Origin of the sequence: Xanthomonas dyei (assembly GCF_002939865.1) — a bacterium.
Classification (GTDB): domain Bacteria; phylum Pseudomonadota; class Gammaproteobacteria; order Xanthomonadales; family Xanthomonadaceae; genus Xanthomonas; species Xanthomonas dyei.
In genome coordinates this window covers 557,839-583,700 of record NZ_MDEE01000001.1, presented here as the reverse complement: position 1 = coordinate 583,700, position 25,862 = coordinate 557,839, and the positions used below count along the sequence as shown (strand labels likewise).

The following is a 25,862-nucleotide window of genomic DNA, read 5'->3' as shown; positions in this document are numbered from 1 at the left end:
CAGCGTCGCCGAACGTCAGTTGCATGGATGATTCCTCAACACGAGGCGAGTAGTGTCGCGCATCTGCCGTGCTTTGTTCAGAGGTTCCTTAGGTCGGCGTGTCGCAAAGACTGCTTGCAAAAACAGTTTAGTCGCTGGATATTCCATATTATGGAATATGGAATAAGGCTGGCTTGGCTGTGGAACTGAAGCCGCAGGATCTGGTGGTGCTGTACAAGCAGGTGGCCCAGGCGGGCCAGGCCTGGACCTATGCATCCCTCGGAGAAGCGCTGGGCATGAGCGCCTCTCAGGTGCATCGCAGCGTCAAGCGCGCGGTGGCATCCGGCTTGGCGCTGGAAAAAAGCCGCGGCGAGTGGGAGACGGTGCGCACGGCCTTGCACGAGTTTGCGGTCCACGGCGTGCGTTATGCCTTTCCTGCGGTCATCGGGCCGCCAAAGCGTGGCATTCCTACGGCTTTTGGCGTGCCCCCACTGTCCACTGCGATTGCCAGCTCCCCAGGGGATGCACCGGTGTGGCCAAGCGCGCAGGGCACGGCCAAAGGCCCCGGCTTGTCGCCGTTGTCGGCCGGTGCGCCCAACGCTGCGCTGGGCGACCCCGCGTTGTACCAACTGCTGGCGCTGCAGGACGCCCTACGCAGCGGGCGTGCCCGCGAGCGCACGCTGGCGGCGCGCTATCTCAAGCAGTTGCTGGGGCTTAGCGATGCGGTCTAATGATCCTAACTACCGCATCTGCGTGTGATTGCGGATGCACTGGGCGAACGTTGCAACCACATGGTCTTCCTCGGCGGGGCAGTCGTTGGCCTGCTGGTGTCGTATCCATTGGCTGAAAGCGTCCGCGCCACCTATGACGTCGATGCGGTGGTCAATCTTGATTGGTCCCGATTCCGCGGCATCGAGGCGCGTGTGGAATCGCAGGGCTTTGCGCGCGAGATGCGCAGCGGCGTCGTCTGCCGCTGGGTACACGAAGCCTCGGGCGTCCTCTTCGACCTGATGCCGGTGGATGCCGGCGTGCTTGGCTTCTCCAACCGCTGGTACGCCCATGCTGTAAAGACGGCGCAAGTGGTGGCCTTGAGCGATCGCCTGTCCATCCGCTTGGTGACAGCGACAGCATTCGTGGCGACCAAGCTCGAAGCCTTCGCTACCCGAGGCAACAGCGACTTCCTTTCCAGTCACGACCTGGAGGACGTGCTCAATGTCGTCGATGGCCGGGCTGAGCTGGTGGAAGAGTTTGCCGTGGAGCATGCAGACCTTCGGCAGTGGGTCGCCGATGTGTTCATAGGGCTAATAGACAACCCGGCTTTTGTGAACGCGTTGCCGGGATTGGTCGCCGAACCGGAGCGCGCAAGCATCGTGCTTCAGCGTCTACGTGACATCGCATCAACGTAGCTGCGACATCGCCGGCTTAGGTCTGCAAAGAAAACCTTGAAGCGCCGCCGCTCGCTTGCGATGATGCATCGCAATTGCAACGCACTGGGTCTGCCATGAAATCCGCATCTCTTCCATCGCTCCGCGTAGACCCGGCGCTGCGCGAAGCGGCCGAAGCCGTGTTGCAGGAGGGTGAGACGCTGTCCAGCTTCGTCGAGCACTCCGTGCGCGCCCAGGTGCAGCAGCGCCAGCAGCAGGAAGCCTTCATTGCACGCGGGCTGGCTTCGCGTGACAGCGCCAAGGCATCCAACCGGTACATCGACGCGAAGGATGTGCTGGCCGGGCTGCAGTCCCAACTGGACAAGGCGCGCAAGGGCTAAGCCAAGGTGGGATTTTCTGTCCGCTTCACTCAGCAGGCACGCGACGATCTCGCGCGTCTTTACGACTGGCTGCTACAGCGTGCCGACCGCGACTTCACCGTGGCCAAGCGCGCGCTGCAGGCCATCGGCGATGGCGTCACCGTGCTTGAACTGGCCCCGTTGAGTTGCCGCAAGGCGGGGGTGGCAGACCCGTTCTTGCGGGAGCTGGTGATCGGCTTGGGTGCCAGCGGCTACGCGCTGCTGTTTGAGGTGGAAAGCGATCAGGTCGTCGCCGTTTTGGCCGTCAGGCATCAGCGTGAAGACGACTATCATTAAGCACGGCGCTAGCGCCAACGTCGCGCCACAGGGGAAGTAGATGGCCAATATCAGCAGGCATCGCACGGGGGAATTGACCCGTGCGCTGTTCCATATTCTCAAGACTCAGCCGGAAGGCATGCGTGCATCCGATGCGCTGGCCGCGCTGGAACAGCAGGTCGTGCTCACCGAGTACGAAGCGGGCGACTACGAAACCGGCGGCCGTCGCTTCGAGAAGATCGTGCGCTTCAGCACCGTGGCGCCGGTCAAGGCCGGCTGGCTGGTCAAGGACAAAGGCATCTGGACCCTCACGCCAGAGGGCGAAGCGGCGCTGCACGCCTACCCGGATCCAGAGAAATTTATTCGCGCGGTCGGCCAGCTGTACAAGAAGTGGAAGAGCGCCCAGCCCGTCGCCGACGAGGTCGACGACCCCGAAGGCGAGCTCACCGAGGAATCGGCCAGCATCACGCTGGAAGAAGCCGAAGAAATGGCATGGGCCGAGATCGAGGCTTACCTCGCTGCGATGCCGCCGTATGACTTCCAGGAACTTGTGGCCTCGCTGCTGCGGGCGATGGGTTACCACGTTGCCTGGGTCGCGCCGCCCGGCAAAGACGGTGGCACCGACATCATTGCCTACAACGACCCGCTTGGCACCCGCCCGCCGCGCATCAAGGTGCAGGTCAAGCGTATGCCAACTCGCCGCGGATCGATGTGACGGGCCTGCGCAGCTTTATGGCGGTGCTGGGGGATGGCGATGTCGGTTTGTTCGTCGCATTGTCCGGCTTCACCAAGGACGCCGACTACGAAGCGCGGCAGTCGCATCGGCGGATCAACTTGATCGACGCTCGAAAGTTGGTTGAGCTATGGACCACGCACTATGCGCAATTGGACGATGGCGCGCGTACACGCCTTCCGCTCAAACCAGTGTGGTTCTTGGCGGGTGACGATTAGTAGCGCGTCGGCTCAAATTTTTCGTCTGAATGAATCAGGCGCGTTTTACACAATATCGACTAGCAGGGCGTAATGAATAATCAGACTCACGAGGAGCTTAAAGGGAAAATCTGGGAGATCGCCAATCGGCTACGCGGGCCGTATCGGCCGCCACAATATCGTCTGGTGATGTTGCCGCTGGTGGTGCTACGCCGTCTCGATTGCGTGTTGGAGCCGACCAAAGACGCCGTGCTGAAACAGCACGCTAAGCTGTTGGCCAAGGAGACTCCTGGCCAGGCAATGCACCGGCTACTCGGCAAGGCGGCTGATCCCAAACGTAAATATCCGCTCTACAACGTCAGTGCATACACCTTCAGGAAATTGCTGGGGGACTCTGAAAACATTGCCCCCAACTTGTTGGATTACATCAACGGCTTCTCGCCGGAGGTGCGCCGGATTTTTGAGCGTTTCAATTTTGCCGATCAGATCGAAAAGCTTGATGCAAGTAACCGGCTCTTCACCATCATCAAGGCGATGGCGGATATTGATTTTCATCCAGATCGCATTGATAACCTGCAGATGGGTTATCTGTTCGAACATCTTGTGATGCGCTTTAACGAGCAGGCCAATGAAGAGGCTGGTGACCATTTCACCCCGCGGGAGGTGATCCGGCTGATGGCTAACCTGGTGTACACCGGCGAGCAAGAGGTTTACAGGCCTGGCATCGTCCGCAGCATCTACGATCCGACGTGCGGCACGGGAGGCATGCTGTCCGAGTCGGAGAAGTTCATTCTTGGGCAGAATGCCGCAGCGCATCTGCACCTGTATGGGCAGGAATACAACGACGAATCCTGGGCCATCTGTTGTTCGGACATGCTGATCAAGGATGAAGACACGGCCAATATCGTCAAGGGCGACACCTTGGGCGACGGCAAGAGTGGAGACGGTTTTGAGGGCAAGCGATTTCATTACATGCTTGCCAATCCGCCATTTGGCGTGGAGTGGAAGGACCAGAAGACGGTTGTCGAGAGCGAGCATGCCAATCACGGCTTCGCCGGCCGCTTCGGTGCTGGCCTGCCTGCGATCAATGACGGGTCGCTGCTGTTTTTGCAGCACATGATTGCCAAGATGCACCCCTACGACGAGGGGAATCCTGATAAGCCAGGATCAAAAATCGCAATCGTCTTCAACGGATCTCCGTTGTTTTCCGGTGATGCTGGGTCGGGACCATCCAACATCCGGCGCTGGATCATCGAGAACGACTGGCTGGACACCATCGTCGCGCTTCCGGATCAACTTTTCTACAACACCGGCATCTACACCTACGTGTGGCTGGTCACCAATCGCAAGCCGGAAGAGCGTCAGGGCTATGTGCAGTTGATCGACGGCACGCGTTTCTTCCGTAAGATGAAGAAAAGCCTCAACAACAAGCGCAACGAAATTTCTGATGAGCAGATTGAAGCGCTGACAACGCTCTATGGCAATTACGGCGATGGCGAGAGCGCTGATGTGGTCATCGACCACAAGACCGGCGAAACCGAAAATCGCGTGGTGTCACGTGTTTTTGAGAATCGCGAGTTCGGCTTCCTAAAGGTGACCGTGGAGCGGCCGCTGCGGATGAATTTCACAGCCACGCCCGGGCGTGTTGCCCGGCTGGACGAGCAATCCGCCTTCGCCAATCTGGCGACCTCAAAAAAGCGCAAGGATGAAAAGGCTGCGCGGCAGGAAATTGCCGAAGGCCAGGCCATGCAGCAGGGCATTCGTGAGCTGCTCGCCAGACTGGCAGGGAAAGGCCTTTACATGGATCGTGAAGTATTCGAAGCCGATCTTGAAAAAATGGCGAAGAAAGCTGGCACCAAACTGCCCACACCTATTCGAAAAGCAATCTTCGCCGCGCTGGGTGAGCGCGACCCGAACGCCGAGATCTGTCGCGATGCCAAGGGGCGCCCCGAGCCGGATAGCGAACTCCGGGATACCGAGAACATCCCCTTGCCGGAAGGCACCGAACTGCCGCTGCCCATGGCCTTTGGTCCGGACAAGCCCAACGATGACCTTGTGGAGGCGTTCCGCGGCACCATCGACGACTACATGTGCCGCGAGGTGCTCCCCCATGTAGCCGATGCCTGGGTTGATTTCAGCAAGACCAAGGTGGGCTATGAAATCCCGATCAACCGCCATTTCTACGTCTACAAGCCGCCGCGTCCTTTGCCGCAGATCGAGGCCGACATCCAGCAGTTGGAAGGCGAGATCGCCGATCTGCTGAAAGGGTTGCTGGCATGAGCAAGGACGTGACTGCCGCCAAAGAGGGAGAACTGTTGATCTATGCCGCAGGCGAGGGTGGCATCCGGGTGCTGTTGGCTGGCGAGACCGTCTGGCTGACCCAGGCCCAGATCGCCGCGCTGTACCAGACCACGCCGCAGAACATCACCCAGCACCTGAAGGCGATCTATGCCGAAGGCGAACTGGACGAGGCGGCAACCTGTAAGGATTACTTACAAGTTCGCCAGGAGGGTGGGCGTACCATCTCCCGCCGGCCCAAGCACTACAGCCTGGAGGCCATCCTGGCCGTTGGCTATCGCGTGCGGTCGGCGCGCGGCACCGAGTTCCGCCAGTGGGCCACAGCCCGGCTGTCGGAGTACCTGGTCAAGGGGTTTGTGCTGGATGACGAGCGCCTCAAGGGCAATGTGGGACCGGCGGATCATTTCGATGAGCTGCTGGCGCGCATCCGCGAGATCCGCGCCAGTGAGGCGCGGGTGTACCAGCGCATCCGCGAGATCTTCGCCATGGCGGTGGACTACCGCGAAGGTGACCAGGCCACGCAGCGCTTCTTCGCCATCATGCAGAACAAGGTGCACTTTGCCGCCACGCAGCTGACGGCGGCGGAGATCATCCGCCAGCGCGCCGATGCCACCAAGCCCAACATGGGCATCAACACCTGGAAGGGCAGCCGCGTGCTGAAGCAGGACGTGGGCACGGCCAAGAATTACCTGGATGCACGAGAGATCGACACGCTCAACCGCATCACCGTGATGTTCCTGGACCAGGCCGAGTTCCGCGCCATGCGCCGGCAGGACATCCGGCTGGCAGACTGGGATGGCTTCCTGGACAAGTTCCTGCGCGATACCGAACTGCCGTTGCTGGACAACGCGGGCAAGGTCAGCCGCCAGCAGGCGCTGGACTGGGCGGAAGGCCAGTACGACGCGTTTGCGGAGCGGCGGCGGCTGGAAGCCGAGCAGCTCGGTGAAGCGCGGTATCTGGAGGATTTGCGGAGTGCGACTGACGCGCTGAAGCCCCGCAAGGTGATCAAGCCTTCGGCAAAATCGCGTAAGCCGAATTCCGGAGATGAGACGTGATTTTTTGCAGCGGCAAACAAGAGCATCGCCTGAAGTGGGCGTTCGAAAGCTGCAAGAACGGCGCCTGGGGAAGTGAGCCTGACGGCGAAGCTGATGTTATCTGCATCCGTGCGGCTGACTTCGATGGTCAATCTGGCCGCCTGAATGAGGGCGAGCGAACGTTGCGAGCCATTGATCCGGCCGTTTTTGAAAAGATCGCGCTGCGTCCCGGTGATCTTGTGATGGAGAAGTCCGGAGGTGGCGAGAAGCAACTCGTGGGTCGAACGGCATTGTTTGATGATGACCGTCCCAGCGTGACGTCTAACTTCCTTGCCCGTTGTCGCCCAGCGTCAGGGATTGATCCTGCTTATCTCAATTACTTGATGTTGGCGATTTATACGGGACGCGGTACTTATCCCCATATCAAGCAGAGTACGGGAATCCAGAATCTTGACCTGGGAAGGTACCTTGATATGCGCGTCAGCATCCCCGAGCTACTTGCTCAGCAACGCATCGCTCGCTTCCTGGACGACAAGACCGCGCGCATCGATGCCCTGATCGAAAAGAAGCAGGCGCTGCAGGAGCGGCTGGCGGAAAAGCGCCAAGCCCTGATTACCCGCGCTGTCACCAAGGGCCTAAATCCAGACGTGCCGATGAAGCCGTCGGGCGTCGACTGGCTGGGTGATATTCCCTCTCATTGGGATTTGCTCCAATTACGGCGAGTTACGCGAAAGGTCACAACCGGCAGAACACCTCCATCGGCTCTTGCAGATTACTTCACAGACGGGGACGTCAATTGGTTCACTCCGGGAGACTTTGGCGATGGTATAGAGCTATGCGATTCCGAGCGAAAGATTTCTTCTACGGCAATCGACGATGGCGTCGCCTCGCTGTATCCATCCGGCACCGTGTTCCTAGTGGCGATCGGAGCGACTCTGGGAAAAGTCGCTATCGCAAAAGAACCAGGGTCTGCTAATCAGCAAGTCAACGCCATGATAATGAAGGATCGGAACAGTCCCCAATTTTTAGCGTATTTCCTCGAGGGATTTCGCAATGAGGTTCGGATGACTTCAAATGGCAACACTCTCGCAATCCTTAACCAGGACGGTACAAAGGCGCTGATGGTGTTAAGGCCGCCTGTTGAAGAACAAGAAGCCATATCGGAATTTCTGATAGGTCAAGATCAGCGAGACTCGATTGTCATTGGTGAAGTTGAGAGGAGTTGCCAACTCCTTGCTGAATATCGCGCTGCATTAGTCACCGCCGCCGTCACCGGCCAGCTCCCCGAACTCAACGGATAAGGATTCCCCGCATGTCCGGCCATTCCGAACACGCATTTGAAACCGCCATCGAGGTCGGTTTGCTCGCATCGGGCGGTTACCAGAAGCGCCAGCCCGCTGACTACGACGAAACTCTGGCGCTGTTTCCGGCGGATGTGACCGGTTTCATCAAGGACAGCCAGCCCACGCGTTGGCAGCAGCTTGAAACGCTGCTGGGTGCGCGGACCCAGGCGACCGTACTGGAGGCGCTGACCAAGGAGCTGGAGATCAAGGGCGCGCTGCACGTGCTGCGCCATGGCTTCAAGTGCTATGGCAAGACGTTGCGCTTGGCGTACTTCCGTCCCAATTCCGGCATGAATCCCGAGGCCGCAGCAAAGTATGCGCACAACCGCCTGACCATCACGCGGCAGGTGGCGTTTACTTCGGTGCTCAAGCGGCCGGACGGTAAGCCAAGGCGTTGCATCATCGACGTCACCCTGGCAGTCAACGGCCTGCCGGTGGTCACGGTGGAACTGAAAAATCCATTGACCGGGCAGCGTGCAGGCGAGGCCATTCACCAGTACCAGCACGACCGCGATGAGCGCGACAGGCTGTTCGCCTTCAAGCACCGCGCGCTGGTGCATTTTGCCGTGGACCCGGACGAGGCCTGGATGGCGACCCGGCTCAAAGGGCGCGAGACCGTGTTTCTGCCTTTCAATCGTGGTCATGTGCATGGTGCGGGCAACCCACCCGTGCCAGGCAACTGGAAAACCCATTACCTGTGGGATGAAGTGCTGAACGCAGATAGCCTACTGGACATCCTGCAGCGCTTCATGCACTTAGAAATCAAGGAACGCCAGATCACCACCGACAAAGGCGTGCGCACGGTGCGCAAGGAGACGATGATCTTCCCGCGCTATCACCAGCTCGATGCGGTGCGTCGGCTGGTGGGCCACGCGCGTGCGCATGGCTCAGGCCACAACTACCTGGTGCAGCACTCGGCCGGGTCGGGCAAGTCCAATTCCATTGCCTGGCTGGCGCATCGGCTGGCCAGCCTGCACGACGCCCATGAGGAAAAGGTGTTCCATTCGGTGGTGGTGGTGACTGACCGCCGCGTGCTGGACCAGCAGCTGCAGAACACGATCTACCAGTTCGAGCACAAGACCGGCGTGGTGGAGAAGATCGACGAGGACACCCGGCAGTTGGCGCGTGCCTTGTCTGGCGGCACGCCGATCATCATCAGCACCATCCAGAAGTTCCCCTTCATCGCCCGTGCGCTGGCGCGGCTGGAAGCCGATGGTGAGGACGTCAAGCTTGATACGGCCGGCAAGCGCTTTGCGGTGATCGTGGACGAGGCGCATTCCTCGCAGAGCGGCGAAACGGCCATGACCCTGCGCGGCATGCTCAACCGCGACGGCATTGAAGCGGCGGTGGCCGCGCAGCTGTCGGACGAAGAGGATGACGAGCTTGATGAGGCCACCCGCGCGGCGATCTTGCGTGAGGCACAGAAGCGTGCCCGCCAGCCCAACCTCAGCTTCTTCGCATTCACTGCCACGCCCAAGTTCAAGACCAAGGTGTTGTTCGACACGCCGGGGCCGTCGGGCGAGTCACCGTTCCACGAATACAGCATGCGCCAGGCTATCGAGGAAGGCTTCATCATGGACGTGCTGGCTAACTACACCACGTACAAGCGCTTCTTTGGCTTGATCAAGCAGGTGGAGAACGACCCGGAGGTATCGCGCAAGCAGGCCGCCAAGGCGCTGACCCGGTACATGGAGCTGCACCCGGTCAATATCGAGCAAGTGGTGTCGGTGATCGTGGAGCACTTCCGTCTGCACGTGATGCACGAACTGGGCGGCCGCGCCAAGGCGATGGTGGTCACGGGCTCGCGGCTGGCGGCCGTGAAGTACAAGCTGGCCTTCGACCGTTACATCAAGGGCAACCGCTACGACGGCATTCGCTCGCTGGTGGCGTTTTCTGGCACGGTGGAAGACCCGGAGGATCCAGGTGCGAGCTACACCGAAGTGGCCATGAATGACGGGCTGGCAGAAAGCGAACTGCCGGAAGCCTTCGAGCGCGACGACTACCGCGTGCTGCTGGTGGCCGAGAAATACCAGACCGGCTTCGACCAGCCGTTGCTGCAGACCATGTATGTGGTCAAAAAGCTGGCTGGCGTGCAAGCGGTGCAAACATTGTCGCGGCTCAACCGCATGGCCCCAGGCAAAAAGCGCACCCTGGTGCTGGATTTTGTGAACAAGGAAGAGGAGATCCACAAGGCGTTCAAGCCGTACTACGAGAGCACGCCGATTGGCGAGAATGCCGGGCCGGAGAAGCTGTCCGAACTCCAACACAAGCTGCTGGCGCCGGCGATCTTTACTCCGGCTGACGTGGATGCCTTCGCCCAAGCCTGGTACCGCCCGAAGCGCGAGCATTCCGGTAGCGACCACAAGCAAATGAATGCAGTGCTTGATGCGGTCGTGCAGCGCTTCAAGACGCAGTTAGAGGAGAAGCAGGACGAATTTCGCGGGCAGCTGACGGCTTATCGCAACCTGTATGCCTTCCTGTCGCAGATCGTGCCTTATCAGGACAGCGATCTAGAAAAGCTCTATACATTCGTGCGCAACCTCATGACCAAGCTACCGCCGGCCGACGATGGCAAGGCGTTCGTGCTGGATGATGAGGTGAGCCTGCGCTACTACCGTATGCAGCAGCTCACCGATGGCTCCATTGATCTAGCTCAAGGCGAGGTGTATTCACTGAAGGGGCCTACCGATGTCGGCACGTCCCGTGTGGCTGATGAAGAAGTTTCCCTGTCGAGTTTGGTGGAAAAGCTGAATACCCGATTCGGTACTGACTTCAACGAGGCAGATCAGCTGTTCTTCGATCAGATCAAAGTGTCGGCCGAAGCCAGTGAGCAGATCAGGGAAGCGGCAAAGGCAAACAACCTCTCCGACTTCACTGCGTACCTGGGAAGGGTGCTTGATGAGCTTTTCATTGAGCGAATGGAGGGCAACGAAGAGATTTTCTCAAGGATCATGACCGATCGTGAGTTTCGTTCTGCAGCCAGTGAGCATCTGGCTTTCGAAATTTTTGAGAAATCGCGCGGGTCCTCGCCTGGTGATGGCGCTACTTCATAGGGCCTGCTGGGGGGAGCAGACTTGCTCAAGCATCTTGACGCGCCACCCAACCAGTAGCACGATCACCTCACGGAGCCTCGAAACTCCGCAAACAGCGGTACCCACCTCCGACAAACCGGTGGGTTTTTTGTGTCTGCATGTTTTCTGCAGATGCAACCGACGTGCTGCTCTGCGTCGGGAGGGCGGTGAATACAACACCCGCAAGGGGAATAAGCCCGCCGACTGTTTGCGGTTTCGAGCCTCCCGACTTCCCGTCCGTCGCCTTGCGGCGGGCGGGCGGATTCCATGGAATGAGGAGCAGGCCATGTCGGACGTTGTACGCGATGTGCAGTCACACCCGGGCTACTACCTGCCAGAAGGCGCGCAGTACCGCTTGCAGCAGCTGCGCGACCACATGCGTTTTTTGGCGCGCCTGGCGCAGCCACGCTCAAGGGCCGAAGAGCAGGCGCGGCAGCCGGCCATCTGTATGGACGAGTTGGCGGTCTGCCTGGAGTTGATGGCCGCGCAGGTAACGCAGGCACTGGCACAGGTGCAGTGGCCCGCGCGCCTGGAGCCCGGCGCCTCTGAGAGTGAGCGCGCTGACGCCGGGAAGGCTGCATGAGCCGGCCAGTGATGGCATCGGCCGGCGCGCGACGGCGGGCAGGGGATGACAAGCCGTGTGATGCGCTTGCCTTCGGCGTCACCGTGAAGCAAGTAGATGCGCTGGATCAGTTGTTGCCGACTATCGCCGCCCATGGCGATGTGATCGCTGCCGGCAACACCGATCGGCTGGACCGCCGCACCTTACCCGTGCTGGGCAGCGCGATTTTTGATGCGGCGGGTGCCATGTGCAACATCCTGGTCCAGTTGGAGCTTCAGCGGCTTTGATGGGCCGCTGTGGCCTTGCGCCTGCGCGCCCGTTACGGCTGCTATATGGTGCGTCTTCGTCCGGTGGTTTGGCAGCGACGTGCCAAAGCCCCGCCGCCAGCTGCAGCGCTGCAGACGAGATGGTCAGCGAACGGCGCGCCGACAGCCCGAAACTCACCTCGCCTTGTACCGGCCGGTGAAGGCAGCCCCACGATCGCTAACGTGGCATGGGGAGATCTGGAGCACGCTTCCGGACCGTACTCGCTGGATGCCCTCGCGGCCATGCCGTCGGCCGATGAGCTTACTCGTGCGTCCCAGGTTGGAGCGGCCCCGCTTCAACAGGTTGCCCGAGCATCGGCTCCCGTGTCTGGGGGCTTGTCCGTTGGCATTCAACCGTTGGCTCGCACCGCACAGATCTGCCAGAGCCGGCTGTCAAGGTGAGGACTGAGCTTCAGCCAGGGATGAATGCAGCCAAAGGTCTTGCGCTTTGGGATACAAGAGATCCACTAACGGCTAAAAATAGTCAATGACGTGGCAAATTCTTATATTTCGCCGCAGCCGATAGCAGGCAATGCGCTCTCGTCAAAATCGCGTGGGCACAACGTCATGTCGTCGTTTGATTCACTCGCTTCTATAGCCACTGTAATGGTAACTAACCCGTTTTGGTAAACCGTGCTCGGCCCGAATAGAGTTTTCCGATGGTTCGCCTGACTCAGAATATTTGTATTTTCCTAAGCCAACAGCACGCAACTCTTCCTTTCCGGTGGGAGTGTCTGGGTTGCGTTCATCTTCATATGAACCCTTCCACGTCCCAGCCATTATATGCCTTGCATGCACCAATTCGTGTGCGAGCACCGAGACTTTGTCAATGGGACTGGAGGTCGTCCTGTCGGTTGGGTCTCCATCTTCGTCCAACTCAATGCTTGTCTGATGGGGGCTCCATGAAATAACAACACTTGACCCCTCGTTTTTTCCCTCTTCTGGCTTCTTGAGAGCATATAAAAGGCCGGCTTTCTCGCGAATATCTTTGAATCTGGTGAGCTCAGGGTGAGCGTCTAATTGGTGCCGTGAGAGAACCGGTTCTGCACATGGCTTTTGGTTGGGCGCGATCTCATGAATAGTAGCTTTGTGTCTTCTTATTTGACTTAGTTGCTGTAGCTCGTTCAGCAACTGGTTTCCAGTGGGACGAGAGTTGAGATGGTCGAGATGCACATTCAATTCCGCATTAAACCGTTCTTGGTCGCGCTGCGTATTAGACATGCTTTGTGAGTAAATTCCGGTGTAGTTGGTTTTGATTGGCATGATGTATATAGTTTCCATGTGAATTGGATATGGCTCGTACTATAGCTTTGCCGGTGCGTTGCCACCGATTAATTGCGAAAAATCATAAGCTGGTGCGAAGTGGGGCAATAACCAATGGTTTAGTGAATTTATATAGGATCCACTTCAGGCTGGCGATGCCGAATCCTCTCAATCCAGTGCCAGAAAAAATCTGAGGTCTGCGGTTGATGTTCATCGTGGACATCGGCGGGCATCAGCCCGCCTTTGCTGCTGTCTCGTATCTTTTAATTGTAGTCGGCCGCCAATGCTCGGTTTGCACTGAGTGCGCGGAAAATATGCGTGTCCAGCACATCGCGCCCTTAGCTGCCGTCGAGGCGTTCGATGAAACCGTTGCGATCGACGATCAGATGCAGTTCGCAGCCGACTTTGCGTGATCGGTTGAGCTTGCCCCGGTGTAAGCCCCCGGGGAGGGACGGGGTATTTTTTAAATGTACCCTTCCGCGCTATTTAGTTAGATAATTGCGTTACCTCTAAGGCGGATTTACTCTTCATTTTGAAGAAAGCGCCACTTTTGCCAAAGCAGACATCAACAGCTTCGCCTTTTCTGGATGCCTGACTTCCTGTTCGCCCACCTGCTCCACGAAGCTGAATGCATCGGTCTGTATCTGCCTTGACGTGAACAACATGTTCGCCGCGCCGGGAACCGCCGCCAGTAGTGTCAAAGGGTCGTACAAGTTGAGTTTGGTGACCCTCGGCCATACTTGGTCGAACGCAATGGCTTGTCTTGCGCAACTTTGCAAGCGATTCGCCTGCGGCAGGGCGTCTGCGGTGAACGTGCGAAAGAACCACGCCTCATCAAGGCCGGGAAGCAGCCCTGCCTGGATCCCGTCCCACAAGCCGTTCAATGCATTTTTCTGCACGTCTTTGAGGTATGTGCCCACGGAATGACCACTCCTCGCCAGGCCCTCATAGAACGACGGCGACACCGCTGTCTTGTAGGCGGCTTCCTTGGTGACGATGCGCAATGGAATGCGCAGTTGCTGTGCTTTGCGATAAAGACCACGGGCCGCGTGCAGGTCTGTCGCATTGTTGTAGGCGCGCGCGTCCGGCTGCACATAGCCGTCTGCGTCCTTGGCCGGGTCGACACCGCCCATGATGGTGATGGTCTTGATACGCTCGCTCGCAAGCGCCGGATGCGCATCGACCAGCGCATTGGCGTCGGTCATGCCTGCAATCACCACCATGCTCAGTCCCTTCGATGCCTGCATCAGTTGGTCGTGCATGAGCTGTAGGCTGCTGCTGCAAAGGTCGCCCGGTTCAGCGCGTAAATGGCGGCCTTCCTGCAGGAACTTGGCATGGTCCTTGGCTTGCTTGGCACCTATGGGGTAATCCTGACCACGTGCCACACGCACGTCGGGTAATTGCAGGCGGTTGAACACGCCCTTGGCGAGTCGTGCACGTTCTTCGCGCACGTCTGCATCGCCCAGCGTCACCGCAACACCGGTAACGCGCACAAACCCGGCGGTCTGCAATTGCTTTCCAATGACATAGGTGACCACGTCATCGGGATCCTTGTTGGGGTCGGTAAATAACACCGTGTCGCACGGTGTCGCCGGTGTGTGGAAGCTGAGCTCCCGCAGCACGGCCGCTTCGTCGGGCGTGAGGCATGTGCCGCCTTCGGCACCGAGTTCGGCGAGCATGCGTCGCTGTGTTGCCGTCAGTGGGGGTGCACTGAGTGAACGTTTGATGGCGCGCGCGTGAGCTTGGCTTTTTCGCGGTAACGCCTGCAGCATTCCGTCGCGGGGCTCGCAGCTTGGGAAAGGATGATCAGTTGACGCAGTGACGGTGCGCTTACCGTCGTCCTGGTGAACGTCCTGCGCGGTTACATGCATATGGGGCGTGCGTTGATGCCTGATGGAGTCCATTTACTGTCTTCGTGTCGATGCCCAGCAATGACCATACAATTATTATCTGATTGCATTGCCTGGCAAATCGATCGGCGAAGGACGTTAAAACGAAACGAAGCGGAAATTTTCTGTTGCACTGCTTTGATGCGGAAGCGTGAGTCAGTTTGGTAATAGCGCGATCGCCGAACTGGAGCTTGCACGCTGTCCATACCCTCCGTCCGCTTGACGATGACTATTTGTGCCTTTGTCAGTTGCTCCTGCCAAGCGAGTGGTTGCAGACAATCGCAATCGCTTAGCCAGTAAAGCGATTGTTTGGGTCGTCTACAAGATGGAGGTTTAAACGTTTCGCCCAGCGCTGCGATCTTTCGGTTTTCTGCTGCATCACATCGCATTCGGGTAGCACAGTGATCACCTGGTCAATCGATGTAGAGGCATGAATCATGCGTCCAGTGAACCTGACCGTGGCGACCCATAGAAGGGCAAGGCAAGAAGAAACCGCTGGGCCTACCGAGCACGACGTGGGCTCTTCCTCGCACCAGGGCGACCCACACGCCAACACGCAATTGGCGCAACAGTTGGCGCCACGGCCGCCAATGCGTGCCGCGCGGCTCAGGGGGCCGCGCAGGCCGCTCGGTGTCCAGATTGCGGATTTCGGGATGAAGGTTGCACATTTCGGCAGGATGGTGGCATCGGTGCCTGCCGCGGTGTTCAGCGTGGGCGCATTGCCGGCACCTTTCGTGGCGGCGTATGGTTACGCAACAGATGATGCGTGGTTGAAAAACTATGCGAATGTATCGGTTTCAACAGCGCTGTCCTTCTATCCTCCGATGATCGGGCTGTATGCGGTTGAGTACTTGGCAGCCTGGTATCTGCAAGCCCAAGCCCAAGCACAAGAACAGGCAAGCGTCCCAATTGCGGTTAGAGCGAACGAGCTTGGGATGACTGAAACATGTTTGTATGCTGCCATCGAAATGGTGAGCCGGCTTGATGCAGATACGCCAGGCCCCGACATGAATGAAGGGGAGCGGAATGCGCTTGCCATGGATCTCAAGAACTTGGTAACGGAGGACCGTTCTCGATTGCCGTCTGACCTCTGGGGTGCCGCCAATGGGGTCGGCGACGATGCCTATAAACTGGTCAGCAATTTACTTGAGGTTGCGCGCCGCCGCGCATCTGCGGAGGCCTCTGCATCGACCGCTGGTTGAGTCGTGTCATCTGCTCTTGGGTGCCGCCAGATCATGCCAGTGTCGATCATGCGCAATGCATCACGACGCCCACCTGCAGCGGCTGACAGAACCCGGTGAGCAGATTTCAGTTGCGTCTGGACGGCGCGCTGTGAACCGGAGTACACGCGTGGTGCATGCCGCACCGAGCGCCGGCCGCGGCCTCCTGGCGGTGCGCACAGTCGTCTTGTTAGCTGCTCTTGGTCGATTTGTTGAATTTGTTAGAAGAGGCGATACATGGTCCGTATACCCATGCCTTCTGCGGCGCTTGTCGCGCCCAAACGCGATCGACAGGAGGTGCAGGCCCCGCGCGATGTGGGGCGCCCGTTGCAACGGGGCGACCCACAGGCCAACGTCCAATTGCAGAACGACCTGCCGCGCGCGCCGGTGCGTGCAGCGCGGCTGAAGGCTCCGCAGGTGCCGGTGGGTGTGCATATTGCAAACACCGGGTTGCACGCAGCACGGTTTGCCGCTTCTGCGGTGGCAGGGGCTACCGAATCTGCGGTTGTGGACGCGGTGCATGCGCCTGCTGTGGCGGCATATGAGTATGCAAAGGGAGATCTGTCCTGGAAAAAGAATGCGGGGGTCACGCTTGCGCCAGCCCTGGCTTACACCGTCCTGATGGGCACGCTGTCTGCAGTGCAATATCTCGCGAAGCGCTACCTGCAAGCGCATCCGCAGGCGAGCGTCAGCAAGGGCGACAGGGCCAAGGCGTTGGGCGTCACCGAAGCATGTCTGGATCGGGCCATCGCCCTGGTGAACGATGGGGAGTCGGCCGGCCCCGGAGGGGAGATGAGTGAGGAAGAGCGGGCTGCGCTGGCGGCAGATCTTCAGAACCTGACAACTGCAGACCGTGCACGATTGCCCCCAGAACTCTGGCGCGCCGCCAGCGGAGCTGGCGACGATGCCTGCGCGTTGGTCAGGCAGTTGCTCGTTGCCGCAAGAGCGCGCGCGTCTGCAGAACCGTCGGTACCGTCCGGCAGTTAAAAGCCGACGCCATGCCTTGCTGCTTGGAGTAACACGCTGGGTTATGCATGACCTGCCGGGCTTTCCAAGCTACACCGGCGCCGACTTCAAGATGCCAGACAAACTCTCGCGCAGGATCAGCTGCAAATGCATGCGGTTGAGTTCCATGCCGCTGGTCATCACGCTGTGCAGGCCGCCGCACATGGCGGCGACGGCGAAGACGCGCGCCTGGAATTCCTGTTCGCTGCTGGCGGGGTCGGCGTGGCCGCGCAGCAGGCGTTTGAGCAGGGCGCTGAGGTGTTCGATCAGCGATGCGCTCTGGCGGCGCATGAAGGCGGCCAGCACCGGGTCGCGCAGGGTGGCCAGGTGCAGCTCCAGGTCGATGCGGGTGCGCTTGATGTTGATTTCCTGCAGCAGCCATTCTTCGAGCAGGCCGGCGATGAAATCCACCACGTGCACGTTGGCCGGGCGTTCCACCAGCCACATCTGGCGGATGGCGCGCATGTAGTTGCGCTCCAGCAGTGCGCGCACCAGCGCGTCCTTGTCTTCGAAACGTTGCAGCAGGCTGCCGCAAGAGACCTTGGCGCGTTCGGCGATCAGTTCGAAGCTGGTGGCGTTGAGGCCGATCTCGTCGATGCACTGTTCGGTGGCATCCAGCACCTCTTCCAGCAGCAGTTCTTCGCGCTCTTTCGCCGTGCGTAGCAGCAGAACGTTGGACATGGGGAGCAAGTCGGCGGGGGGCTGCAGTATAGCGGCGTTGCGTTACCCATCCGTTGCGTTCGCTGGGCTATAGGCCATTGGTCATGGGTGCTGCGTGCGCTGTGTTGCAGTTCGTGCAGATGCGCTGATCGACCGTTTTTTCACGGCCGCCGTGCAACATATGGGGCTCGTTGCAGGAGATGCGTGTGAGTGAGAACAGTGCGGTTGCAGGGGTGTCGGCGCAGTGGCCGGCGCGGTTGTGGGTGGTGCGGCATGGGCAGAGCGCAGGCAATGTGGCGCGCGATGTGGCCGAGGCCAAGGGAGCGGCGCTGATCGAGCTGGAGCATCGGGATGCGGATATTCCGCTTTCGCCGCTGGGCGAGCGCCAGGCGGACGCCTTGGGTGCGTGGATGGCAGGCTTGCCAGAGCACGAACGGCCGACCTTGATCCTGAGTTCGACCTATGTGCGTGCAAGGCAGACCGCTGCGGCGGTGGCCAGGGCGCTGGGCCAGCCCGCTGCGGCAGTGAGCGTGGACGAGCGGCTGCGCGAAAAAGAATTCGGCGTTCTCGACCGTTACACCACGTCCGGCATTCGAGATGCATTTCCCGCGCTATTTGAGCAACGTAATCTGGTGGGAAAGTTCTACTTCCGCCCGCCCGGTGGCGAAAGTTGGTGCGATGTGATCTTTCGCCTGCGCAGCATCGTGGGCGATTTGCAGCGGAATCATGTGGGCGCGCGCGTGTTGATCGTGGGGCATCAGGTGATCGTCAATTGCTTCCGCTATCTGATCGAGCGGATGGACGAAGCCACCATTCTGGGCATCGACCGCGAGGGCGATGTGCCCAATTGCGGGGTGACCGAATACGTTGCCGCGGCCGATGGGCAATCGCTGGAGCTGGTGCGCACCAAGTTCGTGTCGCCGGAGCTTGCACAGGAGCCGGTGACCACCGAGTCCGATCGGCCGGCAGGAGCGCGCTGACATGGCTGCGGCACGCGTGCGCACGCTCACTGCCGCAGCATTGCGCGCGATGCCGCTGCCGTTGCCCGGTGGCGACAAGGAGCAGCGTGGGCGCGTGCTGATTGTGGGCGGATCGATGCGTGTGCCAGGCGCCGCGTTGTTGGCCGGCGAGGCGGCATTGCGTGCGGGTGCGGGCAAACTGCAGATTGCCACCGCGGAGAGCGTTGCACCGGGGATGGCGTTGGCGGTGCCGGAAGCCCTGGTACTCGGGTTGGGGCAGAACGCGCAAGGCGAGATTGTGCGCGGGCACCGTACGCTCGATGCGGCCATGGCGTCCTGCGACGCGGCGGTAATCGGGCCGGGCATGGCGTCGACCAATACCACTGCGGCGTTGGTCGAACGCGCGATTGCGCAGGCGGTGTGCACACTGGTGCTGGATGCGGGCGCGTTGTCGCCACGCTTGCGCGCGCCGATGGGCCGACCGTTGGTACTGACGCCGCATGCCGGCGAGATGGCCACGCTGGCCGGCGACGACAAGACGGCGGTGGAAGCGGCGCCCGGCGACTACGCGTTGGCGTTTGCAAAGAAGACGCGCAGCGTGGTGATCGTCAAGGGTGCCGACAGTGTCATTGCCGGGCCCGATGGTGCGCTGTGGGTGCACCGTGGCGGCGTGCCTGGCCTTGGGACGTCCGGTTCGGGCGATACCTTGGCCGGGTTGATTGCCGGGTTTGCCGCGCGTGGCAGCGATGCATTGACGGCGGCGTTGTGGGGTGTGTTTGTGCATGCCGCTGCGGGCAAGCAGTTGGCCAGGCGGATTGGCACGGTGGGATTTTTGGCGCGGGAGCTTGGGTTGGAAGTGCCTGGGATTTTGGATCGATTGGCGCGGACTGCGCGCTAGACGGCTACCGGTGATGTAAACCCTTCACCCGGTGGCGCGAGAAGGCAACGCTTACGAGGCGCTGGCGCGCTTGTCCGGGAGTGCTCGCGTCGCAAGATGCAGGCCGGGGCACGGAGCGGGGTGCTTACGATGGCTGGTTGTCAGGACGTGTTGCCTTGGTCGGCATTTCTATTGCTGTGTTGATCTAGTCCGTGCAGACGTACCCTCATCCTGCCCTTCGGGCCACCTTCTCCCGATGGGACGACGGTGCGGCTGGAGAAGGGATGCATGGTTGCGCCCGTTTGCGCTGCGATGTTGCAGCGCGTTGCTCGGTTAGGCTGCGTCGTGAACAACCTGGGAGGGTGCATGGTGAAGCGAACGATGGCGTGGTCGATGGGAGTGATGGGAACGGCCAGCATGCTGGGTGCGTTTGGCCTGGCCGGCGCGCAGACGCCACAGGACACATCGAGCGCGCGCGCTACCGCGTCGGGCACGTTGATCGTGTACACCAGTGCGCAAGGCGCACCCGCGCAACTGGTACGCAGCGCTGCGGCCGCACCGGTGGCAGGGCATGCGTTGACCGAAAAAGAGAACTCCATCTTCGTCAATCCGCAGCGCCAGTTTCAGGAGCTGCTGGGCATCGGTGGGGCGATTACCGACGCCAGCGCGGAGACCTTTGCCAAGCTGCCCAAGCGGGCGCAACGCGCGCTGCTCACCGCGTACTACGACCCACAAAAGGGGATCGGCTATACCTTGGCGCGCACCACCATCCACAGCTCGGATTTCAGCAGCGGCAGCTACACCTACATCAAGGACGGCGATGCAGCGCTGAAGAGTTTTTCGGTCAAGCACGATGCGAAATACCGCATTCCGATGCTGCGCCAGGCCATCGCTGCGGCCGGCGGCACGCTCACCACGTTTGCCAGCCCGTGGAGCGCGCCGGCCTTCATGGAAGACAGCAACAATATGCTCAAGGGCGGCAAGCTGTTGCCGGAGTATGCGCAGGCCTGGGCCAGCTACTACACGCGGTTTATCGCCGCCTACGAAAAGGCCGGCATCCCGATCTGGGGCATCAGCCTGCAGAACGAGCCGATGGCGGTACAGACCTGGGAGTCGATGCTCTTTTCGGCAGAAGAAGAGCGCGACTTCTTGAAGAACCACCTCGGCCCGACCATGGCCAGCGCCGGCTATGGCGACCGCAAGATCATCGTGTGGGACCACAACCGCGACATGATGGTGCACCGCGCGCATGTGATCTTTGACGACCCGGACGCGGCCAAATACGCGTGGGGCATGGGCTTTCATTGGTACGAAACCTGGGCCGGATTCGAACCGATGGTGGAGAACGTGGCAGCAGTGGCGCAGGCATACCCGGACAAGCATCTGCTGCTCACCGAAGCGGCGGTGGAAAAGTTCGACCCCGCGAAGTTGCAGTATTGGCCCAATGGCGAGCGTTATGGGACCGCCATCATCAACGACCTCAATCATGGCGCGGTGGGTTGGACCGACTGGAACATCCTGCTCGACCAGAACGGTGGGCCCAATCATGTGGGCAATTACTGTTTTGCCCCGGTGCATGCCGACACGCGCACGGGTGAGGTGACTTATACGCCGAGCTATTGGTATATCGGCCATTTTTCCAAGTTCATCCGCCCCGGGGCGCGGCGGGTAAGTGCGGCCAGTAGCCGTAGCAATCTGATGACGACTGCATTTGCGAACCGCGATGGGTCATTGGCGACGGTGGTGATGAACGCCAGCGACGTGGCGGTTCGCTACAACCTGTATGTGGGCGAGGCATCCAGTGCGTTGGAGATTCCGGCGCATGCGATCCAGACGGTGGTGATGACGCGGTAAGCGTGGATGGTGCTCGGAGTGTTGGTGGCGATTGCGTCCCTTTATCCGCCCTTCGCGCCCCTTCTCCCAGCGGGAAAAGGGGTGTGGCGTCGAAGCGATCGTCGAGTAACGGGTCGAACTACCCTGGATCTCAGTCTTGCTGATGCCCCGCCAGTCGATGCTATCGCCAGTACCAACACGCCACCGAAGAAACGCTTACCGATCGCTGCGCATGCCGCGATCGGTAAGGTTGTGGTGGCGTCGTGCTGGAAACGCGTGTTGTGGTAGTCAGGACAGCAGCAGACCACCGGTGGCACCGAACACTTCGCCAGTGACGTAACTGGATTCCTGCGAGGCCAGGATGACGTAGAGCGGTGCCATCTCGACGGGTTGGCCGGCCCGCTTGAGCGGGGTTTCCGAGCCAAACTCGGGGATCTTCTCCGGTGGCTGGCCACCGCTGGGTTGCAGCGGGGTCCACACCGGGCCAGGTGCAACAGCGTTGACGCGGATGCCCTTCTCGGCAACCTGTTGCGCCAGACCCTTGGTGAAATTGACGATGGCCGCCTTGGTAGAGGCATAGTCGAGCAGGGTGGGCGAGGGCTGATACGACTGGATCGAGCCTTTATTGATAATCGACGCGCCCGGCGGCAGATGCGGAATGGCGGCCTTGCACAGCCAGAACATCGCGTAGACGTTGGTCTTGTAGGTCGCGTCGAACTGTTCGGTGGTGATGTCGGCGATCTCCTTGATGGCAGTCTGCTTGCCGGCGATGTTGACCAGCAGATCGAGACCGCCCAGTTCCTTGACCGCGCGCTCGACCAACTGGTTGCAGAAGACTTCGTCCTTGAGATCGCCGGGGATGCTGATCGCCTTGCGGCCTTCGGCCTCGATCAGTGCGACGACCTCGGCGGCGTCCTGTTCTTCTTCCGGCAAATAATTGAGCGCGATGTCCGCACCTTCGCGCGCATACGCAATGGCGGTGGCACGGCCGATGCCGGAGTCTGCGCCGGTGATCAGCGCCTTGCGGCCGACCAGTCGGCCGAAGCCCTTGTACGTTTGTTCGCCGTGGTCAGCCTTGGGTTCTAGCGCATGGATGGTGCCCGGCGCCTGCTGGGTCTGCTCCGGAAACTTCGGTTGCGGGAATTGGGTGAGCGGGTTCTGCATTGCGTACTGGTTTTTCGCGCTGGACATGCACGGTCTCCTGCATTGGGGGATAGCGCGGCGCGCATTGAGACAGCGTGCCGATGCAAGCCAGTGTGGGAACGGCGATGATGCGCACGGGTGAATAAATGTTGTGCGTCATGTGAACGCGTGACGGGCGCTGTTGCGTTACATGACGGTCACCCGATGCAGTCCATTTAATGAGGATGGGGACGTGAAACGACATCACTGTGCTGGCGTGGATGGCGCATGCAGCGGCTGGATTACGGTCTGGGAGGCGGGCGATGCGCTTAAATTTGCTTATTACGCAACGGTGACCGAGCTGGCGGCGGCGTTGCGCAACGTGGATGTGCTGGGCGTCGATATTCCGTTGGGCTTGAGTGAGCATGCGCCGCGTGCGGCAGATGTACAGGCGCGCCGCTTTGTCGGCGGGCGCCGTGCGTGCAGCATCTTTGCCGCGCCGTTGCGCGGCATCTTGCAGGCTGAAACACAGGCAGAAGCATCGGCGTTGCATCGCGTGCTGGATCATGAAAAGCAACGCGGCTTTGGTGTGCAGTCGTTTGCATTGCTGTCCAAGATTCGCGATTGGGACAGCGCGTTGCGTGCAGACACCGCATGGGCGGAGCATGTATTCGAGGTGCATCCGGAAGTGTCGTTCGCAGCGCTTGCCGGCGGGCAAGGCCTGGCGGCACCCAAGAAAAGCGGCGAAGGACACCGACAACGGCGCACCTTGTTAGGCGATCACTATGGCGCGGCGCGCGTTGCGTCGCTGCTGGAGCGCGTGCCGCGCGCATGCGCACAGCCAGACGATGTCCTCGATGCCCTGGCGGCCCACTGGAGCGCGCAGCGCATTGCTGCAGGAGCTGCCGGCAGTCTGCCAGCGGTGGTGGAGCGCGATGCCTGCGGGGTGCGAATGGGCATCTATTACTGAGCCGACGCCGGCGCCGACATCGAATACGGCCGCTGCGCCGGGTCGGTAGCCCATTGTGTGTTCGGTGTTTCCTGCATGCGCACGCGCAGTTCGCCGCCGGCCTGAATCTCCTGATGGGTCAGGTAGGCGCGAGTCAAAGGCGTGCCGTTGAGCGAGACGCTGCCGATATACGGGCGCGCTTTGCTCACGCCATCTGCGATGATGCTGAAATGCTTTCCGTTGGGCAGGTTGAGCGTGGCGCGCGGCAGGAACGGGCGGCCGATGATGTATTGGTTGCTGCCCGGTGCGACCGGGTAAAACCCCAGTGCGGTGAACACGTACCAGGCCGACATCTGGCCGAGGTCGTCGTTGCCGGCCAGGCCTTCGGGGCCGGCGTGGTATTGGCTGTCCATGATCTGGGTCAGGCGTGCCTGCGTGCGCCACGGCTGGCCCGCGTAGGCGTACAGATAGGCGACGTGGTGGCTGGGTTCGTTGCCGTGTGCGTACCAGCCGATCAGGCCAGTGATGTCTTCCATATGCTCGAACACCTTGGGGTCGACCCTGGCGTCGAACACCGCGTCCAGCCGCGTGAGTAGCGTGTTTTCGCCGCCATGCGCGGTGGCGAGCCCGGCGACATCCTGCGGCACGTACCAGGAGTATTGCCACGCATTGCCTTCGGTATAGTCGCTGCCGTAGCCGCTGGCCGAGGGATCGAACGGTTCGCGGAATGCGCCGGCGCGGGTGCGGGCCCGCAGGTAGCCGGTGGCCGGGTCGAAGGCATGCTTCCAGTTGCCGGCGCGTTTGGTGAACTCGGCTGCAATCTCCCGCTTGCCGAGCGCACCGGCCATGCGCGCGATGGTCCAGTCGTCGAAGGCGTATTCCAGTGTCTTCGATGCGGCTTCGCCTTCTTCGTCGATGGGCACGTAACCCAGCTCGCGGTATTGCGCGATGCCGTCGTAGGGGCCGTAGTTGGCGCTGGCGACCATGGCATCGAGCGCTTCGTTGGCATCGAAGCCGCCGATGCCTTTCATGTAGGCATCGGCAATCACCGGCACCGCGTGGTAGCCGATCATGCACCAGGTTTCCAGGCCGTGGAATGCCCAAACGGGAAGGATGCCGTAGGCACTTTCGCGGCGCGACGCGAGCAGGGAATTGACCACGTCGCTGCTGCGTTGCGCTGGCTGCACCAGGGTGAGCAGCGGGTGCAGTGCGCGGTAGGTGTCCCACAGCGAAAAGGTGGAATAGTTGGTCCAGCCGTTGGCCTGATGCACGGCGTTGTCTGGCCCGCGGTACTGGCCATCGCTGTCCATGAACAGCGTGGGCCCGAGCAGGGTGTGATACAGCGCGGTGTAAAGCTGGCTGCGCTGCTGCGGCGTGCCTTGCGCATCGATCGCCGACAGCGCCTGGGTCCATTGTGTGCGGGCATCGGCGCGGACGCGGTTGAAATCGAAGTCGGGCACTTCGGTCTGCAGATTGGCGATGGCGCCGTCTTCGCTGACCGGCGACAGCGCCACGGTGACCACCAGCGGTGTGCCGTCGTTGGCGACATCGAAGACGCCGACCAGTTGCCGGCCTTCGATCTGCGCGCGTTGCGCGGGGTGCCTGTCGCCCGGCGGCGGGAAGCCCTTGTATGGGATGTCCTGCTCGGTGTCGTGCAACTGTGTGGCGGTGAGTGGGCGCGAAAAACGCATGGCGAAATACAGCTGCCGGCCCGGCGCCCAGCCGCGTGTTTCGCGGAAGCCGGTGACGGTGCCATCGCTGCGCACGCGCAGCCGCGACCACTGCACCTTGCCGGGGTAGTCGTACAGGCTGGTGCGCAGGTCCACCAGTACATGTGCCGGCTTGCCTTTGGGGAAGGTATAGCGATGTACGCCCACGCGTGCGCTGGCGGTGAGTTCGGCACGGATAGCGCGGTCTTTCAGCGTCACTGCGTAATAGCCGGGTTGCGCCTGCTCGCTGGCATGGTCGAACTGCGCGGTATAGCCGCTGCCGGGTTGGCTGGCATCGCCACGCTCCAGCTTGACCTCGCCAACTTGCGGCATCAGCAGGATGTCGCCCAGATCCGAATGCCCGGAGCCGGAAAAATGCGTGTGCGAAAACCCGACGATGGTGCTGTCGCTATGCCGATACCCCGCAGCCCAGCCGTAGGCCTCCTTGCGCGGTTTGATCTGCGTATCCGGGCTCAACTGCACCATGCCGAACGGCACCGTGGCACCGGGATAGGTGTGTCCTTCGCCGCCGGTGCCGATGAACGGGTCCACCGCGTTGAAGGCAGACTCGGCCGCGCGTGGCGCTGCGCTGCCGGCAGTGACAGCAAGGCCGGCAAGCAGCACCAGCCAACGCAGAGGTGAGGATGCGACCGATCGATGCGGCATGCGAAACGTCTCCGGCGGATGCAGCGCCGGACCGTAGCACAGCGACGTTGCCTGCCACAGGCGTCACGCCGTGTACGAAGGATTGATCGTTGTTGGGGTCGCCAGGTGTAGATGGGGTGGCGATGCGTC

21 protein-coding genes, 1 other RNA gene and 2 pseudogenes are annotated in these 25,862 nt (G+C 60.8%); 18 read left to right on the top strand and 6 right to left on the bottom strand.

Going from position 1 to position 25,862, the window contains the following annotated elements:
* The first annotated feature begins 179 nt into the window (after positions 1–179).
* The 11 genes and pseudogenes from XdyCFBP7245_RS02540 to XdyCFBP7245_RS02490 all read left to right on the top strand — a co-directional run bounded on the left by XdyCFBP7245_RS02540 (position 180) and on the right by XdyCFBP7245_RS02490 (position 11,563).
* Positions 180–710 carry a hypothetical protein gene (locus XdyCFBP7245_RS02540; RefSeq protein WP_104614260.1) on the top strand — a complete coding sequence of 177 codons (531 nt, stop codon included), beginning with the start codon at positions 180–182 and terminating at the stop codon, positions 708–710.
* A gap of 147 nt (positions 711–857) precedes the next feature.
* A pseudogene (locus tag XdyCFBP7245_RS02535) lies at positions 858–1,265 on the top strand (hypothetical protein); the annotation flags it as partial.
* A gap of 215 nt (positions 1,266–1,480) precedes the next feature.
* Positions 1,481–1,744 carry a YlcI/YnfO family protein gene (locus XdyCFBP7245_RS02530; protein ID WP_082339426.1) on the top strand — a complete coding sequence of 88 codons (264 nt, stop codon included), beginning with the start codon at positions 1,481–1,483 and terminating at the stop codon, positions 1,742–1,744.
* Between the two features lie 6 nt (positions 1,745–1,750).
* Positions 1,751–2,059 carry a type II toxin-antitoxin system RelE/ParE family toxin gene (locus XdyCFBP7245_RS02525; protein WP_104614214.1) on the top strand — a complete coding sequence of 103 codons (309 nt, stop codon included), beginning with the start codon at positions 1,751–1,753 and terminating at the stop codon, positions 2,057–2,059.
* A gap of 40 nt (positions 2,060–2,099) precedes the next feature.
* Positions 2,100–2,989, top strand: a pseudogene (locus tag XdyCFBP7245_RS02520) (restriction endonuclease).
* A gap of 72 nt (positions 2,990–3,061) precedes the next feature.
* Positions 3,062–5,248: a type I restriction-modification system subunit M gene (locus tag XdyCFBP7245_RS02515; RefSeq protein WP_104614213.1), complete on the top strand. Its 2,187-nt coding sequence runs from the start codon at positions 3,062–3,064 to the stop codon at positions 5,246–5,248.
* The gene (locus XdyCFBP7245_RS02510; RefSeq protein ID WP_244907746.1) at positions 5,245–6,321 is read left to right on the top strand and encodes a virulence RhuM family protein; all 1,077 of its coding nucleotides are present in this window, start codon (positions 5,245–5,247) and stop codon (positions 6,319–6,321) included. The genes XdyCFBP7245_RS02515 and XdyCFBP7245_RS02510 overlap by 4 nt, the downstream gene beginning before the upstream one ends.
* Positions 6,318–7,601, top strand: a complete 1,284-nt coding sequence (locus tag XdyCFBP7245_RS02505; protein WP_104614212.1) for a restriction endonuclease subunit S — start codon at positions 6,318–6,320, stop codon at positions 7,599–7,601. The genes XdyCFBP7245_RS02510 and XdyCFBP7245_RS02505 overlap by 4 nt, the downstream gene beginning before the upstream one ends.
* A gap of 11 nt (positions 7,602–7,612) precedes the next feature.
* Positions 7,613–10,696: a type I restriction endonuclease subunit R gene (locus tag XdyCFBP7245_RS02500; protein WP_104614211.1), complete on the top strand. Its 3,084-nt coding sequence runs from the start codon at positions 7,613–7,615 to the stop codon at positions 10,694–10,696.
* A 304-nt stretch (positions 10,697–11,000) separates the two neighbouring features.
* On the top strand, positions 11,001–11,297 hold the full coding sequence (locus XdyCFBP7245_RS02495) for an XAC0095 family protein (RefSeq protein ID WP_104614210.1): 297 nt from the start codon (positions 11,001–11,003) through the stop codon (positions 11,295–11,297).
* Complete coding sequence (locus XdyCFBP7245_RS02490) at positions 11,294–11,563, top strand: hypothetical protein (protein ID WP_104614209.1); 270 nt, start codon at positions 11,294–11,296, stop codon at positions 11,561–11,563. Before XdyCFBP7245_RS02495 ends, XdyCFBP7245_RS02490 begins: the two co-directional genes overlap by 4 nt.
* A 600-nt stretch (positions 11,564–12,163) precedes the next feature.
* On the opposite strand, the gene xopG is transcribed toward XdyCFBP7245_RS02490, so the two are convergent.
* Positions 12,164–12,844 carry a XopG/HopH/AvrPtoH family type III secretion system effector gene (gene xopG / locus XdyCFBP7245_RS02485; RefSeq protein ID WP_104614259.1) on the bottom strand — a complete coding sequence of 227 codons (681 nt, stop codon included), beginning with the start codon at positions 12,842–12,844 and terminating at the stop codon, positions 12,164–12,166.
* 206 nt (positions 12,845–13,050) lie between these two features.
* Between xopG and XdyCFBP7245_RS02480 the strand changes: the two genes are divergently transcribed.
* Positions 13,051–13,257 carry a hypothetical protein gene (locus tag XdyCFBP7245_RS02480; protein WP_104614208.1) on the top strand — a complete coding sequence of 69 codons (207 nt, stop codon included), beginning with the start codon at positions 13,051–13,053 and terminating at the stop codon, positions 13,255–13,257.
* A gap of 114 nt (positions 13,258–13,371) precedes the next feature.
* Here the strand turns inward: XdyCFBP7245_RS02480 and xopQ are convergent, their stop codons facing one another.
* Complete coding sequence (gene xopQ, locus XdyCFBP7245_RS02475; RefSeq protein WP_244907752.1) at positions 13,372–14,616, bottom strand: type III secretion system effector XopQ; 1,245 nt, start codon at positions 14,614–14,616, stop codon at positions 13,372–13,374.
* Between the two features lie 554 nt (positions 14,617–15,170).
* Here xopQ and xopAV (XdyCFBP7245_RS02470) point away from each other — a divergent pair.
* Positions 15,171–15,935, top strand: a complete 765-nt coding sequence (gene xopAV / locus XdyCFBP7245_RS02470; RefSeq protein ID WP_104614206.1) for a type III secretion system effector XopAV — start codon at positions 15,171–15,173, stop codon at positions 15,933–15,935.
* Positions 15,936–16,015: 80 nt separating this feature from the next.
* On the opposite strand, the gene XdyCFBP7245_RS02465 is transcribed toward xopAV (XdyCFBP7245_RS02470), so the two are convergent.
* Positions 16,016–16,092, bottom strand: a non-coding RNA gene (locus tag XdyCFBP7245_RS02465) — sX9 sRNA.
* 98 nt (positions 16,093–16,190) lie between these two features.
* On the opposite strand from XdyCFBP7245_RS02465, the gene xopAV (XdyCFBP7245_RS02460) reads away from it, so the two are divergent.
* The gene (gene xopAV, locus XdyCFBP7245_RS02460) at positions 16,191–16,940 is read left to right on the top strand and encodes a type III secretion system effector XopAV (protein ID WP_104614205.1); all 750 of its coding nucleotides are present in this window, start codon (positions 16,191–16,193) and stop codon (positions 16,938–16,940) included.
* Positions 16,941–17,009: 69 nt separating this feature from the next.
* Here xopAV (XdyCFBP7245_RS02460) and XdyCFBP7245_RS02455 read toward each other — a convergent pair whose 3' ends face one another.
* Positions 17,010–17,639 carry a TetR/AcrR family transcriptional regulator gene (locus XdyCFBP7245_RS02455; protein ID WP_104614204.1) on the bottom strand — a complete coding sequence of 210 codons (630 nt, stop codon included), beginning with the start codon at positions 17,637–17,639 and terminating at the stop codon, positions 17,010–17,012.
* 179 nt (positions 17,640–17,818) lie between these two features.
* Here XdyCFBP7245_RS02455 and XdyCFBP7245_RS02450 point away from each other — a divergent pair, with 179 nt between their 5' ends.
* The 3 genes from XdyCFBP7245_RS02450 to XdyCFBP7245_RS02440 all read left to right on the top strand — a co-directional run bounded on the left by XdyCFBP7245_RS02450 (position 17,819) and on the right by XdyCFBP7245_RS02440 (position 21,308).
* Positions 17,819–18,598 (top strand): histidine phosphatase family protein, encoded by a 780-nt coding sequence (locus XdyCFBP7245_RS02450; protein WP_104614203.1) that lies wholly within the window; start codon positions 17,819–17,821, stop codon positions 18,596–18,598.
* A 1-nt stretch (position 18,599) separates the two neighbouring features.
* Positions 18,600–19,475, top strand: a complete 876-nt coding sequence (locus XdyCFBP7245_RS02445) for an NAD(P)H-hydrate dehydratase (RefSeq protein WP_104614202.1) — start codon at positions 18,600–18,602, stop codon at positions 19,473–19,475.
* Positions 19,476–19,820: 345 nt separating this feature from the next.
* A complete protein-coding gene (locus tag XdyCFBP7245_RS02440) occupies positions 19,821–21,308 on the top strand; it encodes a glycoside hydrolase family 30 protein (RefSeq protein WP_244907745.1) in 1,488 nt (495 codons plus the stop codon).
* Between the two features lie 267 nt (positions 21,309–21,575).
* On the opposite strand, the gene XdyCFBP7245_RS02435 is transcribed toward XdyCFBP7245_RS02440, so the two are convergent.
* Positions 21,576–22,478 carry an SDR family oxidoreductase gene (locus XdyCFBP7245_RS02435; protein WP_104614200.1) on the bottom strand — a complete coding sequence of 301 codons (903 nt, stop codon included), beginning with the start codon at positions 22,476–22,478 and terminating at the stop codon, positions 21,576–21,578.
* Positions 22,479–22,662: 184 nt separating this feature from the next.
* Here XdyCFBP7245_RS02435 and XdyCFBP7245_RS02430 point away from each other — a divergent pair, with 184 nt between their 5' ends.
* Entirely contained in the window at positions 22,663–23,379 is a 717-nt protein-coding gene (locus XdyCFBP7245_RS02430) for a DUF429 domain-containing protein (protein WP_244907744.1), read from the top strand.
* Here XdyCFBP7245_RS02430 and XdyCFBP7245_RS02425 read toward each other — a convergent pair.
* Positions 23,373–25,733 (bottom strand): GH92 family glycosyl hydrolase, encoded by a 2,361-nt coding sequence (locus XdyCFBP7245_RS02425; RefSeq protein WP_104614198.1) that lies wholly within the window; start codon positions 25,731–25,733, stop codon positions 23,373–23,375. The two genes, XdyCFBP7245_RS02430 and XdyCFBP7245_RS02425, sit on opposite strands and share 7 nt — an antisense overlap.
* Between the last annotated feature and the right edge of the window lie 129 nt (positions 25,734–25,862).

Bases quoted from the DNA above. Each gene is read 5' to 3' on its own strand.
- XdyCFBP7245_RS02530 (WP_082339426.1), top strand. From the start codon at position 1,481: ATGAAATCCGCATCTCTTCCATCGCTCCGCGTAGACCCGGCGCTGCGC.
- XdyCFBP7245_RS02515 (WP_104614213.1), top strand. From the start codon at position 3,062: ATGAATAATCAGACTCACGAGGAGCTTAAAGGGAAAATCTGGGAGATC.
- XdyCFBP7245_RS02510 (WP_244907746.1), top strand. From the start codon at position 5,245: ATGAGCAAGGACGTGACTGCCGCCAAAGAGGGAGAACTGTTGATCTAT.
- XdyCFBP7245_RS02500 (WP_104614211.1), top strand. From the start codon at position 7,613: ATGTCCGGCCATTCCGAACACGCATTTGAAACCGCCATCGAGGTCGGT.
- XdyCFBP7245_RS02495 (WP_104614210.1), top strand. From the start codon at position 11,001: ATGTCGGACGTTGTACGCGATGTGCAGTCACACCCGGGCTACTACCTG.
- XdyCFBP7245_RS02490 (WP_104614209.1), top strand. From the start codon at position 11,294: ATGAGCCGGCCAGTGATGGCATCGGCCGGCGCGCGACGGCGGGCAGGG.
- xopG (WP_104614259.1), bottom strand. From the start codon at position 12,844: ATGCCAATCAAAACCAACTACACCGGAATTTACTCACAAAGCATGTCT.
- XdyCFBP7245_RS02480 (WP_104614208.1), top strand. From the start codon at position 13,051: ATGTTCATCGTGGACATCGGCGGGCATCAGCCCGCCTTTGCTGCTGTC.
- xopQ (WP_244907752.1), bottom strand. From the start codon at position 14,616: ATGCTGCAGGCGTTACCGCGAAAAAGCCAAGCTCACGCGCGCGCCATC.
- xopAV (WP_104614206.1), top strand. From the start codon at position 15,171: ATGCGTCCAGTGAACCTGACCGTGGCGACCCATAGAAGGGCAAGGCAA.
- xopAV (WP_104614205.1), top strand. From the start codon at position 16,191: ATGGTCCGTATACCCATGCCTTCTGCGGCGCTTGTCGCGCCCAAACGC.
- XdyCFBP7245_RS02455 (WP_104614204.1), bottom strand. From the start codon at position 17,639: ATGTCCAACGTTCTGCTGCTACGCACGGCGAAAGAGCGCGAAGAACTG.
- XdyCFBP7245_RS02450 (WP_104614203.1), top strand. From the start codon at position 17,819: ATGCGTGTGAGTGAGAACAGTGCGGTTGCAGGGGTGTCGGCGCAGTGG.
- XdyCFBP7245_RS02445 (WP_104614202.1), top strand. From the start codon at position 18,600: ATGGCTGCGGCACGCGTGCGCACGCTCACTGCCGCAGCATTGCGCGCG.
- XdyCFBP7245_RS02440 (WP_244907745.1), top strand. From the start codon at position 19,821: ATGGTGAAGCGAACGATGGCGTGGTCGATGGGAGTGATGGGAACGGCC.
- XdyCFBP7245_RS02435 (WP_104614200.1), bottom strand. From the start codon at position 22,478: ATGTCCAGCGCGAAAAACCAGTACGCAATGCAGAACCCGCTCACCCAA.
- XdyCFBP7245_RS02425 (WP_104614198.1), bottom strand. From the start codon at position 25,733: ATGCCGCATCGATCGGTCGCATCCTCACCTCTGCGTTGGCTGGTGCTG.